The 16,312-nt window shown below is 70.1% G+C and carries 15 protein-coding genes; 5 read left to right on the top strand and 10 right to left on the bottom strand.

The window, feature by feature from the left end; translation table 11 throughout:
- Window positions 1-10: 10 nt before the first annotated feature.
- Window positions 11-568 (bottom strand): hypothetical protein, encoded by a 558-nt coding sequence (locus ORI60_RS13515; protein ID WP_266037557.1) that lies wholly within the window; start codon window positions 566-568, stop codon window positions 11-13.
- Between the two features lie 25 nt (window positions 569-593).
- Between ORI60_RS13515 and ORI60_RS13520 the strand changes: the two genes are divergently transcribed.
- The 4 genes from ORI60_RS13520 to ORI60_RS13535 all read left to right on the top strand — a co-directional run bounded on the left by ORI60_RS13520 (window position 594) and on the right by ORI60_RS13535 (window position 4,866).
- Window positions 594-1,259 (top strand): response regulator transcription factor, encoded by a 666-nt coding sequence (locus ORI60_RS13520; protein ID WP_266037558.1) that lies wholly within the window; start codon window positions 594-596, stop codon window positions 1,257-1,259.
- Window positions 1,256-2,536, top strand: a complete 1,281-nt coding sequence (locus tag ORI60_RS13525; RefSeq protein WP_266037559.1) for a HAMP domain-containing sensor histidine kinase — start codon at window positions 1,256-1,258, stop codon at window positions 2,534-2,536. Before ORI60_RS13520 ends, ORI60_RS13525 begins: the two co-directional genes overlap by 4 nt.
- 918 nt (window positions 2,537-3,454) lie before the next feature.
- On the top strand, window positions 3,455-3,967 hold the full coding sequence (locus ORI60_RS13530; RefSeq protein WP_266037560.1) for an ATP-binding protein: 513 nt from the start codon (window positions 3,455-3,457) through the stop codon (window positions 3,965-3,967).
- 272 nt (window positions 3,968-4,239) lie between these two features.
- Window positions 4,240-4,866, top strand: coding sequence for a DUF4360 domain-containing protein (locus ORI60_RS13535; protein WP_266037561.1), 627 nt, complete (start codon window positions 4,240-4,242; stop codon window positions 4,864-4,866).
- Window positions 4,867-4,957: 91 nt separating this feature from the next.
- On the opposite strand, the gene ORI60_RS13540 is transcribed toward ORI60_RS13535, so the two are convergent.
- The 3 genes from ORI60_RS13540 to ORI60_RS13550 all read right to left on the bottom strand — a co-directional run bounded on the left by ORI60_RS13540 (window position 4,958) and on the right by ORI60_RS13550 (window position 8,159).
- Window positions 4,958-5,785 (bottom strand): extensin family protein, encoded by an 828-nt coding sequence (locus ORI60_RS13540; protein ID WP_266037562.1) that lies wholly within the window; start codon window positions 5,783-5,785, stop codon window positions 4,958-4,960.
- 182 nt (window positions 5,786-5,967) lie between these two features.
- Window positions 5,968-6,870 carry an SRPBCC family protein gene (locus tag ORI60_RS13545; protein WP_266037563.1) on the bottom strand — a complete coding sequence of 301 codons (903 nt, stop codon included), beginning with the start codon at window positions 6,868-6,870 and terminating at the stop codon, window positions 5,968-5,970.
- A complete protein-coding gene (locus tag ORI60_RS13550; protein ID WP_266037564.1) occupies window positions 6,867-8,159 on the bottom strand; it encodes an NAD(P)/FAD-dependent oxidoreductase in 1,293 nt (430 codons plus the stop codon). Before ORI60_RS13550 ends, ORI60_RS13545 begins: the two co-directional genes overlap by 4 nt.
- A gap of 79 nt (window positions 8,160-8,238) precedes the next feature.
- On the opposite strand from ORI60_RS13550, the gene ORI60_RS13555 reads away from it, so the two are divergent.
- A complete protein-coding gene (locus ORI60_RS13555; protein ID WP_266037565.1) occupies window positions 8,239-9,711 on the top strand; it encodes an FAD-dependent oxidoreductase in 1,473 nt (490 codons plus the stop codon).
- Here the strand turns inward: ORI60_RS13555 and paaZ are convergent.
- The 6 genes from paaZ to ORI60_RS13585 all read right to left on the bottom strand — a co-directional run bounded on the left by paaZ (window position 9,708) and on the right by ORI60_RS13585 (window position 15,876).
- Entirely contained in the window at window positions 9,708-11,729 is a 2,022-nt protein-coding gene (gene paaZ, locus ORI60_RS13560; protein WP_266037566.1) for a phenylacetic acid degradation bifunctional protein PaaZ, read from the bottom strand. The genes ORI60_RS13555 and paaZ overlap by 4 nt on opposite strands.
- Before the next feature lie 169 nt (window positions 11,730-11,898).
- Window positions 11,899-12,369: a CAP domain-containing protein gene (locus tag ORI60_RS13565; RefSeq protein WP_266037567.1), complete on the bottom strand. Its 471-nt coding sequence runs from the start codon at window positions 12,367-12,369 to the stop codon at window positions 11,899-11,901.
- Window positions 12,370-12,430: 61 nt separating this feature from the next.
- Window positions 12,431-12,808, bottom strand: coding sequence for a cysteine/serine endopeptidase inhibitor (locus tag ORI60_RS13570; protein ID WP_266037568.1), 378 nt, complete (start codon window positions 12,806-12,808; stop codon window positions 12,431-12,433).
- Window positions 12,809-12,836: 28 nt separating this feature from the next.
- Window positions 12,837-13,577: a thaumatin family protein gene (locus ORI60_RS13575; protein ID WP_266037569.1), complete on the bottom strand. Its 741-nt coding sequence runs from the start codon at window positions 13,575-13,577 to the stop codon at window positions 12,837-12,839.
- A 29-nt stretch (window positions 13,578-13,606) separates the two neighbouring features.
- Window positions 13,607-14,788, bottom strand: coding sequence for a LuxR C-terminal-related transcriptional regulator (locus ORI60_RS13580; RefSeq protein WP_266037570.1), 1,182 nt, complete (start codon window positions 14,786-14,788; stop codon window positions 13,607-13,609).
- Window positions 14,785-15,876 carry a helix-turn-helix transcriptional regulator gene (locus tag ORI60_RS13585; protein WP_266037571.1) on the bottom strand — a complete coding sequence of 364 codons (1,092 nt, stop codon included), beginning with the start codon at window positions 15,874-15,876 and terminating at the stop codon, window positions 14,785-14,787. The genes ORI60_RS13580 and ORI60_RS13585 overlap by 4 nt, the downstream gene beginning before the upstream one ends.
- Window positions 15,877-16,312: the final 436 nt, after the last annotated feature.

Consider the following 16,312-nt stretch of genomic DNA (forward strand, 5'->3'; position numbering starts at 1 on the left):
GCCACGCCCGCTACTGCTCGACCAGCTTCGCCGTCGGCCCGTCGTTCCAGGTCGCTTCCAGCCTGGACAACCGGCCGGCGGCGTTGCGGAAGTTCACCACCAGCGGCCCGCCGGGCTGTTCCACGGACACCGAGTACCCGTCCGCGGGTGTGGCCGACAGCGCCTGCACCCCCTGCGGCCGGTAGCGCACGACCACGTCACCGCCGCGCAGGTGGAACGCGTGCACGTAGGAGCCGTCCGCCTGCCATTCCCCCTGCGGAGATTGAGCCGAGGTGGGACGCGCATCCGTACTACTGGGAGGAGCCGGAACAGATGACGTGGTGACGACAGGAGGCCTGGTGGACGACGGCGTGACAGGTGGCGGGGTGTCGGCGGAGGCACCGGGCTCGGGCACCGGGACGGTCAGCGAGGTGACGGTCGGCAGCGGCAGCACCGCCGAGCTCGTCGTGAACCCCGCGGCGGCGAGCGGCGCGGGTTCCATGGCCCACCGGATGCCGAACCACGACAGGCCGACGGCGACCGCGGTCACCACCGCCCAGGCGACCAGGTACCCGACGGACCGTCTCACTGCGGCAACCCTCCCGTAGCGGCTCATGGCATCAGTGCTGCTGGTCGAAGACGACCCGGTGGTGCGGGCGGCGATCACACGCGCTCTCACCGGCCAGGGCCACATCGTGCACGGTGTCGCGCTCGCGATCGAGGCTTTGCGCGAAGTCACCGCGCACGACTACGACGTCGTGGTGCTCGACCTCGGGCTGCCCGACCTCGACGGCGGTGACGCGCTGCGGATGATCCGAGGCGTCACGAACACCCCGGTGGTCATCGCGACCGCCCGCGACGACGAGGCCGGGATCGTCCGGCTGCTCAACGCGGGCGCGGACGACTACCTCGTCAAACCCTTCTCCAGCGAACACCTCGAAGCCCGCCTGCAGGCGGTGCTGCGGCGCGCCCGCGACAGCAGGCAGCTCGTGATCGGTGGCCTGGAGATCAACGTCGACCTCCGCAGGGCCACAGTGGACGGCCAGGAGCTCTCCTTGACGCACAAGGAGTTCGAGCTGCTCTCCTACCTCGCGGCACGGCAGGGGGAAGTGGTGCCGCGGGCGGAGATCCTCGCCAGCCTCTGGCCGTCCCACCGCGACGACCAGACGCTCGACGTCCACCTGTCCTGGCTGCGCCGCAAGCTCGGTGAGCGGGCCGCGCAGCCTCGTTATCTGCACACGGTACGAGGGGTCGGCGTGCGTCTGGTCGACCCGAGATGAGGCGTTCACTGGTGCTGGTCGCTCTCGCGGCGACCAGCATGGTGGCGCTGGCGTTCCTCATCCCGCTGGCGATCGTCGTGAAGAACTCCGCGTACAACCGCGCGCTGAGCGAGGCCGAGAAGCAGGCCGGCGCGATGACCCAGACGTTGCTGATCACGCGCAAGGCGCAGGAGATCCGCCAGGTCATCAGGAGCACCCGGTACGGCGGCCAGCAGCGGCTGGCCGTGCACCTCGGCGGCACGGCCGGCACCTACGGCTACTCGCACATCACCGCGGCGGACCTGCAGGAGGCCCGCAAGCGCGCGACGGCGTCCACGGTCGAGCGGCCGGACGGCGTGGCCTACCTGCAGCCGCTGGTCACCAGCGAGAGCGGGATGGTGATCGTGGAGGCCTTCGTGCCGCACGAGCAGCTGACCCGCGGCGTGATCGGCACCTGGTGGGTGCTGGCGGGTGTCGCGGTCGGGCTGGTCGCCGGTTCGGTGCTCGTGGCCGACCGCCTGGGCGCACGGGCCGTCAAAGCCACCAGGGCGCTGGCCGAGGGCGCCCGCAGGATGGGCCAGGGCGACCTCACGGCGCGCGTCGCGGTGAAGGGGCCGCCGGAGATCGAGGAGGTCGGCAAGGCCTTCAACGCCATGGCCGAACGCGTCCGGCACCTGCTCGCCGCCGAACGCGAGGTGGTCGCCGACCTCTCGCACCGCCTCAGAACGCCTCTCACGGCCCTTCTCCTGGACGCGGACACGCTCGGGCGTGGTCCGGGGGCGGACCGCGTCCGGGAGGCCGTCCAGGGCCTCGAGAGGGAGGTCGACGAGATCATCAAGATCGCCCGCTCCGGCCTGCAGCCCGACGACAGCGGCACCGACGCGGCGGAGGTCGTGCGCGACCGGCTGGTGTTCTGGTCCGCGCTCGCCGACGACCAGGAACGGCCCTGGACGATCCGCGGCGCCGACCGGCCCGCTCCCGTGCCGCTCTCCCGCGCCGATCTCGCGGCCGCGCTGGACGCGTTGCTGGGCAACGTCTTCCGCTACACGCCGGAGGGCACGCGGTTCGCCGTGACGCTGGTGCACCAGGCCGACCTGGTGGCGCTCGTGGTGGAGGACGCGGGTCCCGGCATCGCGGACTCCCGGCAGGCGGTGCGCCGCGGTGCCAGCGGCGGTGGCTCCACCGGGCTGGGACTCGACATCGCCCGCCGTGCCGCGGAGAGCACGGGAGGTTCCCTCCACGTGGACCGCGGTCCGTTGGGCGGTGCACGCGTGCAATTGAGGCTCCGGAGGGTCTAGGACCCCTCTCGGGGCCCAACGACGAACACCGCCGGCGGCGCGGACCGTGGGACGGGTCCAGCGCCGCCGGCGGGCACCGGCCGGCTGCGCGGCACCGCTGCCGCACCACCGAGTCCCGAGCAGGAGGGAGGAACCCGATGAGCAGTGCGCGCTCGCCTTCCCACACCGGTGTAACGAGGTGGATCAGCCGGGGCTCTCGGCGCCGGGTGTGGGATCCGGTGTATTCGGTCGGTCTGGGTCGATCGTTTTCTGCGATCTGACATGAAGTTAGCCGACCGCTGATCGTCTCCAATCCCCCGTTCAGACGATTAATCCGTTTTAAATATATTTAAGCTCGACCGGTCGACCGTCCGCGACTTGAGTGAATTCAAGACAACGTCTCCCGCGCCCCCGCGCAATGCGAAAGGCGACTCGTGCTCAGTGCCGGACGGCCGCGGTAGCGGTCTCCGACGACAACACGTCATTCACGGCGACTTGCGGCGATCACGAAAGCCGACGGAACGAGCACGCACGACATCGCGGCACCGACGAGCGACAACTGGCAGCTCACCGACAGCACCGACGTCGCGGAGATCGTGTTCGCCCCGTGCGGCACCTGAACGTGAACACAGAGGGCGGCCTTTCACGAACTCGGCGAACCAGCCGGCGTTCGTGTCGATGGATTCCACGGACGGGAGCATCAACACCCGCTACCAGTTCGCCCGGAAGCGATGCTGACCCAAAATGATCACGGAGAGGGCCTGGCGCTATACTCACAGTGAGCAACAGGCCCTCTTCTCGTGACCCGCACGTGACTTTTGACGGGTGAGTCAACCGGGCCATTGCTTCCCGCGTATACCCATGTAGATTCCCGCTCACCGTGACGGCCATTCGGGTGACTGTCGCGGACTCGCGCGCCGCACGCGAAACGGAGGCAGCATGCAGGCGAACGCCCAGACCGCCCAGGTCGACGACCTGACACTCATCGCGCTGCCCACCGCGGTGAACTGCGCGGATCTGTTCGTGCGATTCACCCTTGGTGAGTGGCGCCTGCGCAACATGACCGCGGAGTGCTCGGCCGTCGCCTGTGCGCTGGTCGAAGCCGCCATCGAGTCAGCCGATCCGAAGACGTCGCGCCTGATCACGCTGCGACTGCGACTGAGCGGCGACTACCTCGTCGTCGAGCTGGAGGCAGCCAGGTTCATCATGCCGCCCACCTCCCCGGACCTGCGCACCGGCGAGCTGCAGCTCGGCAACGGCACCAAGCTGATCTGGTGCGAGCTGGCCCTGCCGACGGGCGTGAACGCCAACGCGGTGCCGCTGCCCCGGCGCGAGAAGCGCCGTTCCCCCGCCGCCGAGGCGCTGGGCGACGAGCCGGACGTCGATCCCGAGCTCATCCAGCGCATCCTGTTCGGCCTCGGTGGCTCGATGGGCAACGGCCACCAGCGCTAGACGTTCTCCACCAAAGGCGCATCCCGCCGCGGATGCGCCTTTGTCGTGTGCGCGCTCTCACGGGGTGGACGCTTCACCGATGGACCGCGCAACCCAGGAATAACCGCTTCCCACCATTCTTGGGTGCCGGTTGACCCCGCGAAGCGAAAACAATTCTTGGTGCTCTCGCCCGCGATGTTGGGCTGCATGGCGGACGGTTCGTCAACAACCTTTCCGATACGGTCTCCTACCACGCCGCCCGAACTGTCCTGCACATTCGGAAAGGTGTCGCAATGATCAGCATGATGGCCGCAGCCGGCCTGGCGCTGTCCACCGTCGTCATTCCCCCGGTCGCCGACCCGCCCCCGCCGGGCCAGATCACCATCGACGTCGTCACGGTCAACGGCTCCGGCTGTCGTGCCGGCACGGCCGCCGTCGCCGTCTCCCCCGACAACAAGGCGTTCACCGTCACCTACAGCGACTACCTGGCGCAGGTCGGTCCCGAGTCGCGGCCGACCGACTTCCGGAAGAACTGCCAGCTGAACCTCAAGGTGAACGTTCCCGGCGGATTCACCTACGGCATCGCGCAGGCCGACTACAGAGGGTTCGCCCACCTCGAAAGAGGAGCCAAGGGCACGCAGAAGGCGAGCTACTACTTCCAGGGCATGTCGGACAACGACCAGCGGTCCAAGACCTGGAACGGCGCGCTGAGCGACTCCTGGCAGGTCACCCACAGGACCGACGTCGCCTCGATCATCTACCACCCGTGCGGCGCCAAGCGGAACTTCAACATCAACACCGAGCTGCGGGTGGACAAGGGCACGTCCGACCCGAAGAAGACCAGCTTCATGGCGATGGACTCGACGGACGGCTCGATCGAGACCATCTACCACTTCTCCTGGAAGAAGTGTCCGAAGTAGACCGTCGGATCAGCCGAACCGCGCCCTCGCACGGCAAGGCCGGAGCCCAGGAGGCATGGGCTCCGGCCTTGCCGGGTTCTGCTGCCGACGATCAGATGTTCTGGTTCGCGAACCCCTTGGTCGCGATCTTCGACAGCATTCCCTGCCACACCGAACTGCTGGTGTGCGGGTCACCGGTCACGCTGAGCGCCGACTTCAGGCCGTTGAAGGCGCTCGTCGTCGCGGGGCCCCAGATGCCGTCGATCGCGAGCCCGGAGCCGCGGAAGTTGTTGCACACCGCCTGGACGAACTTGGTGTCGGACTCGGAGTCCTTGACCGCGCGGACCGGCATGCCACCGAAGTCGGCGTGGATGTGGTCGCGGTGGTCGGCGTTGTACCAGCCGTCGAGCACGTAGCGGAACCGGCGGCGGCACACGGCCTCCGTCGCGAGGTAGCGCTTGCGCAGCGCGGCGGTGCCCGACGCGTGGTGCTGGTCGAGCGGCGAGGTGACGTTGCCGCCTGACCAGCGGACGTGGTCGAGGTCCATCGCGGTGCCGGCGCCGTGCTGGCCCGCCTTGTCGACGTAGAAGCCCGCCGAGACGATGTAGCTGATCGAGCCGTAGCTCGACGAGAGCGAGCGCAGGTCGCGGATCCAGGCGACGAGCGCGTTGTAGAACGCGTCGGTGGCCTGCCAGTTGCGCGCGGTGGTGTTGCCGCGGTTGGAACGCCAGTAGTAGACGGGAGTGCCGTCGATCTTCTGGAACGTCATCATCGCCAGCGCGCCGACCTCGGCGGCCTCGATCTCCGCGGGCGTGTGCTGGTCGGTGGGCGTGGGGGCGGCGCTGGCCAGCCCCGGCGCGATGGTGGACAGTCCGGCGAGACCCGCGACGGCCGCCGCGCCCGTGACGAAGCCGCGCCTGGTGACGTTGTTCTCGAACACCCCAGTACTCCCTCTGCGTCCGTGCCGGCGGCGGCAGGGGGAAGAGCCTGTCTCACCCACCGGCCCGACGGAGTCTAGGGATCACACCCGAACGGCGGAATCGCGTCTGACCTGCGTTTTTCCTTTGTCTTTACCGGCTGCGGCGGCGCTGGCCCGGCTCGACGCGATCCGCGCCGACCGGGTCAGCGAACGGGCCCGAGCACGCGGACCAGGTTCTTCTCGGTGTCGTTGCCCAGCTTCTCCAGCGCGAGCTTCGCCACGGGTGCCCCGAACTTCGCGAGCCCGTTGAACTCGACGTGCGCGTGGTAGGCGATCCTGGCCGTGCCCGGCGTGTCCCCCGGCGTGATCGAGATGTCGTCGGTCGAGGTGGCGGTGTCGTTGCGCCCCACGAACTGCAGACCGCCCGGCTCGTCGCGGGTCAGCTCGTAGACGAGCTCGGTCTTGCGGCCGAGGAACGACGACACGTTGCGCCAGCGCGAACCCACCTCGACCGGGCCGTCGTCCAGGCGCGTGCACGACACGGTGCCCGGATCCCACTGCTCGGCGCGGGAGAAGTCGCGCAGGTACTCGACGACGCCCTCGGGCGTGGACGCGACGGTGAAGGTGCGCTCGACGTCCACCCCGGACGCGTTCGGCGAGTTGAACGCCCGCGGCGCGAGGTTCAGCCGGTACTGGTCGACCAGTTCGGCCTGGCTCTCGGCCCGGCATGCCAGCCGCTCCAGCCGCGTCTCGTCGAAGCTGTTCAGCTTCCGCAGCGTCCGCCACAGCGCGATCTTGCCCTCGATGCCGACGCGCAGCGTCTCCAGTTCGAGCACGTCGCTGAGCGGGGAACGGCCGAGCACCCTGCCGTTGAGCTTGAGCCTGCCCGCCTTCTCGGTGAGCCAGCCGATCGCCTCCTTGTGAGGACGCGACTCGACACCGGACTGACGCATGAAGTCGAGCAGCTCCTTGCGGTCGGCCTCGATGTCGTCCGCGAGAACCCGCAGTTCGGGGTGCGTGCGGCTGATCCGGCGAGCGAGCTCGGTGCCTGCCATCGCCCCGGTCAGGTGGTCGTTGAGGTAGATGCTCAGCAGCTCCGTGTTCACGCCTTGCGGTTACCCGCCGCCAAACCTTCCCGGCGGTCGATCGCCCGCATCGGTTCCAGGATGATCGGCTGCGCGCGACGGCCGGTGAGCACGTTCCACGTCCACTGCGCGATCACCGCGGCCCGGTTGCGCCAGCCGACCAGGAACGCGATGTGCACGCCCGCCCACGCCGCCTTGCCGATCAGGCCCTTGAGCCGCAGCTTCTTGATGTCCGCGACGGCGTCACCGGGCGAGATCGTGGCCATCGTGCCGAGGTCGAGGTACCGGAACGGCTTGGCCCTGCGCCCGTTCAGGCGCGCCTTGATCACGCGGGCGACGTGGTGGCCCTCCTGGATCGCGGGCTCGGCGATGCCGGGCAGGTCGTTCAGGTTCACCATGTCGCCGACGGCGAAGACGTCGTCGGTGACCGAGCAGTCGACGGGGTTCACCAGGATCTTGCCCTTGCGGTCGAGCTCGGCGCCGGTCGCCTCGGCGAGCTTGCGCGACAGCGGGGAGGCCTGCACACCTGCCGCCCAGATGATGGTGCGCGCCTCGACCCGGTCGCCGTCCTTGGTCGTCAGGCCTTCCGCGTCGATGGACTCGACCATGGCGTTCGTCATCACCGTGACGCCGAGCCGTTCCAGCTTCACCCGCGTGTGCTCGCGCAGCGGCGCCGAGAACGGCGGCAGCACGTGCGGCACGGCGTCCATCAGCGTGATGCGGACGTCGCGCGGGTCGATCTCCCGGAACTGCCCCTTCAACGCCCGCCGGGCCAGGTCGGCGAGCTGCCCGGCCAGCTCGACGCCGGTGGGCCCGGCCCCCACGATCGCGAACGACAGCCACTGCTTCGGGTCCTCGGCCGCCACCGCCGTCTCGAACGCCCGCAGCAGCCTCGAGCGCAGGCCGACGGCCTGTTCGAGGGTCTTCATCGGCGGCGCGTGCTCCGCCCACTCGTCGTGGCCGAAGTAGCTGTCGCGCGAGCCGGCCGCGACGACCAGGGTGTCGTACTCGACCTGGGACGACCTCCCGTCCGGCAGGTCGACGTGCACCCGCTTGGCGGCGGTGTCGAAGCCTGTCACCTCACCCAGCAGGACGTGCGCGTTGCGTTGCTTGCGCAGGATCGCCCGGAACGCCGGCGCGATGTCGCCCGCGGGCAGCAACGCGGTCGCCACCTGGTACAGCAACGGCTGGAACAGGTGGTGGTTCGTGCGGTCGATCAGCGTGACCTCGGCGTCCGCGCGCTTCAGGCCGCGCACCACGCCCAGTCCGCCGAACCCGCCTCCGACGACGACAACCCTGTGCTTGCTCATGGAGGTCGCATACCCACTGAGGCCGGACGGTATCCAGCCGTCCTCGCATACCCGCCCGGAACGGGGGTATCCGGCCGCCATGACCACCACCGCTGACCAGTCGCTCTGGCTCGCCGCCCTCCCCGCGACGTCACGTCCGCCGTTGACCGGGCAGCACACCTTCGACGTGGCCGTGGTCGGCGGCGGCATCACCGGCCTGACCACCGCGTTGCTGCTCAAGCGCCGCGGCCTGCGCGTCGTCGTGCTGGAGGCCGAGCGCGTCGCCTCGGGCGTGTCCGGCAACAACACCGCCAAGGTCACCGCGCTGCAGTCCACTGTGTACTCGCAGATCCGGCGGACCCACGGCCTGGGCGCCGCCACCGACTACGCCGCCGCGTCCGTCGCCGCCGTGGCCCAGGTCGCCGACCTCGCGAAGGGGATCGACTGCGACCTGCGCCGCTCCCCCGCCGTCACCTACGCCTACACCGAGTCCGAGGTGCGCGACGTCGACAACGAGCTGATCGCGGCTCGTCAGGCCGGTCTGCCGGTGCGCGACGCCAAGAACGTCGACCTGCCGTTCGAGGTGCACGCAGCGGTCTGGCTCGACGACCAGATCGCCCTGCACCCCGTGAAGTACCTGCAGGGCCTGGCCGACCAGATCGACGGCGACGGCAGCCGGGTGTGCGAGCACAGCAGGGTCGTCGACGTGAGCGGGCACCGCGTGTCGACCGACGACGGCCACGTCACCGCCGACAAGATCGTGATCGCGACGCACTACCCGACGCTGGACCGGGGCCTGTACTTCGCCCGTCTCGAACTCACCCGCGCCTACTGCATCGCGGCCCGCGTCACCGCGCCGACGCAGGCGCTCGCCATCAGCACCGGCAGCCCGTCCTGGTCCATCTCGGCGCACCAGGACAAGCTGATCATCGCCGGTCAGAGCCACCAGACGGGCAAGCCCGCGGTGGAGCCGTTCCGCCGGCTGGAGGACTTCGCGCGCAGGCACTGGCAGATCGAGGAGATCACCCACCGCTGGTCGGCGCAGGACCCGACGGCCTACGACCACCTGCCGATGATCGGGAGCTACACGCCGGGCAGCACCACGCTGTTCACCGCCACCGGGTACATGAAGTGGGGCCTGACCAGCGGCACGTTCGCCGCGACGCTGCTCGCGGACCTGGTGACCGGCAAGCCGAACGACCTGGCCGAGCGGTTCAGCCCGCACCGGCTGTCGCTGAAGTCGCTGCCCACGCTGGTGAAGAAGAACGCCGAGGTCGCGGTGGAGATGGTCGGCGACCGGGTCATGCCCGCCGACGCCACCTCCAGCGAGAACCTGCCGCGCGGCCAGGCCCACGTCATCCGCGACGGCTTGGGCAAGACCGGCGTCTACCGCGACGAGAACGGCGAGCTGCACGGCGTGTCGATGCGCTGCACGCACCTCGGCTGCCTCGTCCGGTTCAACGCCGCCGAACGCAGCTGGGACTGCCCGTGCCACGGTTCGCGGTTCGACGTGGACGGCGCGGTGCTGGAGGGACCGGCGACCCAGCCCCTCCCCCGCAAGGAACCGCGTTAGTTCTTGGCGACGAGGGTCAGCACGTCGTACTTCGCGACCGACTCGCCCTTCTGGTTCGCCACGTCGGCGTCCCAGCGGACCTCGCCGTACTCCTGGTCCTCGCGCGGCGTGATCTGCTTGACCGTCAGGGTCACCGTCAGCTGGTCGCCGGGGAACGTCGGCGTGACGAACCGCAGGTTCTCCAGCCCGTAGTTCGCGAGCACCGGGCCGGGCTCGGGTGAGACGAAGAGCCCCGCCGCGAACGAGACCACCAGGTAGCCGTGGGCGACCCGGCCGCCGAAGAACGGGTTCGCGGCGGCGGCTTCCTCGTCCATGTGCGCGTAGAACGTGTCGCCGGTGAACGAGGCGAAGTGCTCGATGTCCTCCAGCGTCACCTCGCGCGGACCGGCGACGACCGTGTCGCCCAGGCGCAGCTCGGCCAGCGTCTTGCGGAACGGGTGCACCGCGTCCTCACGGCGAGGCGCGCCCGTCACCCAGCGGTTCGTGATGGCGCCCAATGCGCGCGGGCTGCCCTGCACGGCCGTGCGCTGCATGTGGTGCAGAACGCCGCGCATGCCGCCCATCTCCTCGCCGCCACCGGCCCGGCCGGGGCCGCCGTGCACGAGCATCGGCAGCGGTGAGCCGTGCCCGGTCGACTCGCCGGCGTCCTCGCGGTCGAGCACCAGCAACCGGCCGTGCCACGGGGCCGCGCCGATCACGACGTCGCGCACGAAGTCGGTGTCGGCCGACACGACGGACCCCACCAGCGAGCCCGCACCGCGCGCGGCCAGCGCCACGGCGTCCTCCACGGAGGTGTAGGGCATCAACGTCGAGACGGGCCCGAACGCCTCGACCTCGTGCGGCTGCACGGCGTCGGCGGCGGCGCGCAGCAGCATCGGCGACATGAACGCGCCGCGTTCGGCGTCCGCGTCCACAAGGGACAGAGCGCCGTCGCCGTAGACGACCGAGGCGTTCTCCCGCAGCGCCTTCAGCGACCGGCGGACCTCCTCGCGCTGCTCCAGCCCGGCCAGCGCGCCCATCTTCACCGACTTGTCGGCGGGGTTGCCGATGACCACCTCGGCCAGCTTCGCCGCCGTCGCCTCGGCCACGGCGTCCATCAGCGGCTCGGGCACCAGCGCGCGCCGGATCGCCGTGCACTTCTGGCCGGCCTTGGTCGTCATCTCGGTGACCAGCTGGCCGACGAACAGGTCGAACTCGGGCGTGCCGGGGACGGCGTCCGGGCCGAGGATCGAGCAGTTGAGCGAGTCGGCCTCGGCGTTGAACCGCACCGAAGACCGGATCACGGCCTGGTGTGTGCGCAGGTGCTGGGCCGTGGACGCGGAACCGGTGAACCCGACCAGGTCCTGCGGGGTCAGGTGGTCGAGCAGGTCTCCGGCCGAACCGCAGACCAGCTGCAGCGACCCCTCGGGCAGCAGACCGGAGGCGAGCATCAGCTCGACCATCTTCTCGGTCACGTACGCCGTCTGGGAGGCGGGCTTGATCAGCGACGGCACCCCGGCGATGAACGCGGGCGCGAACTTCTCGAGCGGCCCCCACATGGGGAAGTTGTAGGCGTTGATCTGCACCGCGACCCCGTGCAGGGGCGTGCAGATGTGCTGGCCGACGAACGTGCCGCCGCGGCCGAGCGGCTCGACCGGCCCGTCGACGTAGACCTTGTCGTTGGGCAGCTCGCGCTTGGCCTTGGACGCGTACCCGAGCAGCACGCCGAAGCCGCCGTCGATGTCGATCCACGAGTCGGACCTCGTCGCGCCGCTGCGGGCGGACAGCGCGTACAGCTCGGCCTTGTGCTCCTTGAGGTAGAGCCCGAGCGCCTTCAGCAGCTGCGCGCGCTGGTGGAACGTGAGCTCGCGCAGCGCGGGCCCGCCGACCTCTCGCCCGTACCGCAGCGCCGCCCCCATGTCGACGCCCGCCGACGAGATCCTGGCGATCTCCTCGCCCGTCACGGCGTCGTGCAACGGCGCGCCCTCCGCCGAAGGCGTGTGCCATCCACCCGACACGTAGCTGCGCAGCAAGCTCATCGAGCCAACCCTTCTCACGAGGGGCCGATGGATCCTCATCGACCCGTCCACCAGGCAACGTATCAGCCGCCGGGTGGCGTCGCGGGCACGCAGGGCTCTGCTCACGATCTGCCGTCGACCGGTACGACCAGCGCTGTCCGTTCTCCTGACGGGTCCCCCGCGGAGCGCCTCAGCGCGTGCCGAAGTTCTGCGTCCAGTAGTGGCCGTACCTGGTGCCCGGCCGGTACTGGTGGCCGACACCGATGTCACGCAGGGCGCAGTTCAGGATGTTGGCGCGGTGCCCGGAGCTGTTCATCCACCCGCGCACGACGTCGGCGGCCGTCGAGTGCCCGGCGGCGACGTTCTCGGCGGCCCTGGTCCAGCGGGTGTAGCCCGCCCGTTCGATCCGGGTGACCACGGTGCTGCCGTCCGAGCCGGTGTGGCTCATGAAGTTGTTCGTGGCCATGTCGGCCGAGTGCCTCTGCGCGGCGGTGTTCAGCGCCGCGTTCGACCTCAGGGCGGGGCAACCCGCCTTGGCGCGTTCGGCGTTCGTGAGGGCGATGACGTCCTCCTGCACGGTGGCCGCGGTGGCATGGGGTGTGAGGGTGGCCGCCAGTGCCAGGGTCGCGGCGGCGAGCAGGGAAGTGCGCAACGCGAACATGGTCGATCTCCCGTGGAGAAGGGGGAAGCCGGGTCCCGGCCTCCCCCTGGAGTGGACGGCGTCAGACGAATTCCCAGGTCACCGAGATGATGCCGAGCGACGTGTCGGCCAGCCGGGAGAAGGCGGGCTGGCTGAGGTCGATCTTGTTGCTCGCGCAGCTGGGGCACTTGTCCTTGATGGGCACGGTGATGGTGCGGCCGTTGTGCGTGACCCGGATGGACTTGCGGCACAGCGGGTCGTTGTTCGGGTTGGGCGTCGTCCACAGCGCGGCGGGTGCCGCGACCAGCAGCTCGGTCGCCGCGTTGATCCTGGTGCCGCAGGCGCCGTAGCCGGCGTCGTTGTAGTAGCTGGCTGTGCCGCTGACGGCGGAGGCGGTGCCGGAGAAGACGAAGGACAAGACCGCGGCCGACGCGATGGCGCCGAACACCTTGGACTTCATGGTTTTCCTTTCAGGGGTGGAAATCGTTTCAGGCCACGGAGTGGAACGTGACCTTGAAACCGCTGCAGTTCGCGCACTGGTACACGGTCTGGTTGCCCGGCTCGGTGTCCTGCTTGGACCACGCGTACGCCTTGGGGCAACGGGACTTGATGGTGTTGCTGTAGTCGGTCTGCGCGTCGCGGTTGGGGTTGACGCAGTTGACGCGCTGCCCGTTGGCGCCGTACTTGACGTACGCGGGGTTGCAGAAGGGCAACAGGTTCTCGGGGCAACCGGCGGTGCCGCACGAGGTGGAACCCGGTGGCACCGAGGCGTTCACCGGCGTGATGGTCACCGGTACGGAGAAGGCGTTGACGTAGCTGACGTTGTACCAGGGCGCGAGCCGGTCACGGGTGTCGAAGTTGAACTCGGCGAGGCTGGCCGGCTGTTCGCCGGTGACGCACCGGGCGGCCTGGACACCGCAGTCCCCCACCGCGCAGCGGAAGTCCGCGCCGGAGGTCCCGGTGCACCCCTGCCGGGCGAAGAACGTGCCGCGCCAGTGGCCCGGCGAGGCGGTCTCGGGGATCGTGATGGTCGCGGACTGGCCGTGGCGCAGCGTCGGCAGGTTCGTCAGCGCCTTGGAGCCGTCCGCGTTGACGGTGCTGCCGATCCAGATCGTCTGACCGGTGTTGTTGACCAGGGTGACCGTGTGGTCGATCGCCGCGTTCGCGGTCGGCACGCCGGAGACGGCGAAGGCGAGTGCGGACAAGGCCGCGAGTAGTCGTGTGAGCATCTGCGGGCTCCCTCCTCGGGGTTCCACGATCACCCGCGGGGACCTCCCGGAGCACCACGGTCGGTCCGCAAAGTTCCGTCGTGGAGCCAGGCCCACCGGGTGGCCCGCAACTCCCGGCGGCCCGACAGCCCGAGCTTGCGGTAGACCCTGGTCAGGTGCAGCTCGACGGTCCGCGTCGCCATCGCGAGCCGGGCCGCGATCTCCTTGTTCCCCAGGCCCGCGCACACGAACCGGGCGACCTCGGCTTCGACGGGGGTCAGCTCCGGTGCCGCGACACCGCGCACGGCTTCGTCGATCCGCCGCGGCAGAACGGTGTCGCCGACGTCGAGCGCCGTGGCACGGGCACGGGTGTAGATCTCGCGTGCTGCCGCGTGTTTGCCGTGCACGACGAGGCGATCGCCGTAGTCGCACAGCACTTCCGCGAGCTCCAGCCGGGCGTGTGCCATGTCCAGCAAGCGGATCGCACGTTCATAGGCCACCAGGTCCTCGCCGTCGGGAGGACTCGCCGACGCGACCGCCGACAGGCTCCAGCCGAGCGCCCTGGGTTCACCCCAGCGCGCCGCGGCGGTGTGCTCCTCCAGCGCCAGGCGCAGGGCCTCCCCGGTGTCGCCGCACGCCAGCGCGGCGCGTGCGGCCAGCGAACGCCACGGCAGGACGGCGGGGTTGCCGGCACCGGTCTCCCGGCCACACGCGAGACAGCGGTCCAGAGCGTCCCTCGGACGACCTTGCGCCATCGCCACCACCGCCTCGGCCGCGAGGCGCAGCGGGCCGTCCGCGTCGTGGCCGAGCAGCACGGCTTCGGCCTCCAGGATATTCCCGCGGGCCACGAGCAGCTCCACCGTCGAGAGCAGCACGACCGGGCGGATCTCGTCGGCGATGCCGTTGTGCCGCAGCGAAGTGAGCAGCGACGAGCACCGCGCGAGGTCACCGGTGCGGCGCGCGACGCAGGCCTGGGTGAGCACCAGCACCTCGTCGCCGGGTCTCTCCTCGAGCAGGGCGACGCTGTGCGCGTCGGCGGCGACGAGCTCACCCGCGCAGACCAGCGTGCCCAGCGCCCGCGACACGCACCGCGCGTCCGCCCGGCAGGCAGGGGACTCCAGCGCCCGCTCGGCGGCCTGGACCGCTTCGGTCCAGTTCTCCCCCGCCGCCAGCAGACCCGCCGCCACGGCCGCCGGGCACTCGGGGCCCGACCGGCGGATCGGCGCGGTCACGCCGTCGGGACGAACGCCCGGCGCAGCCCTGGCCTGCCCGCCACGCCCATCTTGCGGTAGACGCGGGTGAGGTGGAACTCGACGGTGCGCAGCGTCAGGCCCAGCTCGGCGGCGATCTCGCGGTTCGACCGCCCCGCCCTGGCCAGCAGGGCGATCCTGCGTTCCCGAGCGCTCAACGCGGACTCGCCGTCGTTGCGCGACAGCCTCGACGTCAACGCGTCCGCCGCTCGCGTCCACTGTGGACAGGACCGCAGGTGCCGTGCGTGCCTGCGGGCGCGCTCGACCTCTCCGCGCGCCAGCAGGAGCTGCGCCAGGTCGTGCCGCGCGCGGAAAGCCTCGGAGGTCCGCCCCAGGAACGTGATCGCTTCTTCGAGCAGGACGTCGTCACCGCCGCGCGCCAGCGCCGAGGCGTGCAAGGCGAGCCCGATGGCTCTTGGTGCGCCCCAGCGCCTCGCCGCGACCAGGTCCTTGTCGGCGCAGATCCGCGCGAGCACGAGGTCGCCCTGGTCCACGGCGGCCAGCGCGGCCCACGACCGCCATGGCAGCACCGCCGGATTCACCACACCGCACGTGCCGAGGAGCCGCCCGCACTCGAGGAACTCGTCCAGCGCCGCGGCGCTGTGCCCCTCCGCCAGCAGGAGCCGGCCGCGGGCGAAGTGCAGCTCGGCGCTGTCCGGGGCACGTTCCGCCTCCAGCACGGAGTGCGCCCTGCCGTGCTCCCCGGTCTCGGTGAGCGCGAGGGCCAGCCACGCGGTCGCGACGACGCGCAACCGGGGGCGGACACTCCGGCTCAGCAGCCGGACCGCCGCGCGAGGGTCGCCGCGCAGCAGCATGATCCGGCCGCCGAGCAGGTCGTGGACGTCGCGGCTGACGCCGGTGGCACCGATCCAGTGCCGCCGGGCCAGATCGAGCTCGTCCGCGTGGGTCAGGACCAGCACCGCCCGCCAGAACGTGTCGTCGTCCAGCGGCTCCGCCGTCAGCGCCTGCCGTGCGGCGGCGACCGCCTCCGTCCGGCCGATCAGGACACCCGGCTCGTTCCACCGTCCGTTCCGGACCGATTCGAATCGGAACGGGCCGTTGTTCGTCATTCGACGGCGTCCTTTCCCTGCGCGGATCACGCCGGATCGCAGTCGGCCAATTGATACGCGAAGCGACTTTCCCCCAGCATTGCCCCCACTCGTACGACTGATTTGATCAATGCGTCTGAGCAGCAGAAACGCGGCATGGTCGACTCCTCCGCACACCGTCTCGATTGGACGTCCACCTGGTCTGGACCATACCGCCGTTCACATCTCGGCTGAACCGGAATTTCTTCTTTCTTCTTCACTTGTCAAATCGGATCAACAGGAGTAATCCAGGGCTCCCCATGCCTTCGACCACCACAGCCGGGCACATCGGGGGAATTGCCCGACCGAACTCGGCGATCAGGCGTCTCCAGCTGATAATTCGTATTACAGCCTTGTTTCGTCGCATCTTCACCCCTACCGTCCGACATCTCGGAGTCCTCGACGCAAAGGAGCGTTC

Origin of the sequence: Lentzea sp. NEAU-D7 (assembly GCF_026242055.1) — a bacterium.
Taxonomy (GTDB): Bacteria; Actinomycetota; Actinomycetes; order Mycobacteriales; family Pseudonocardiaceae; genus Lentzea.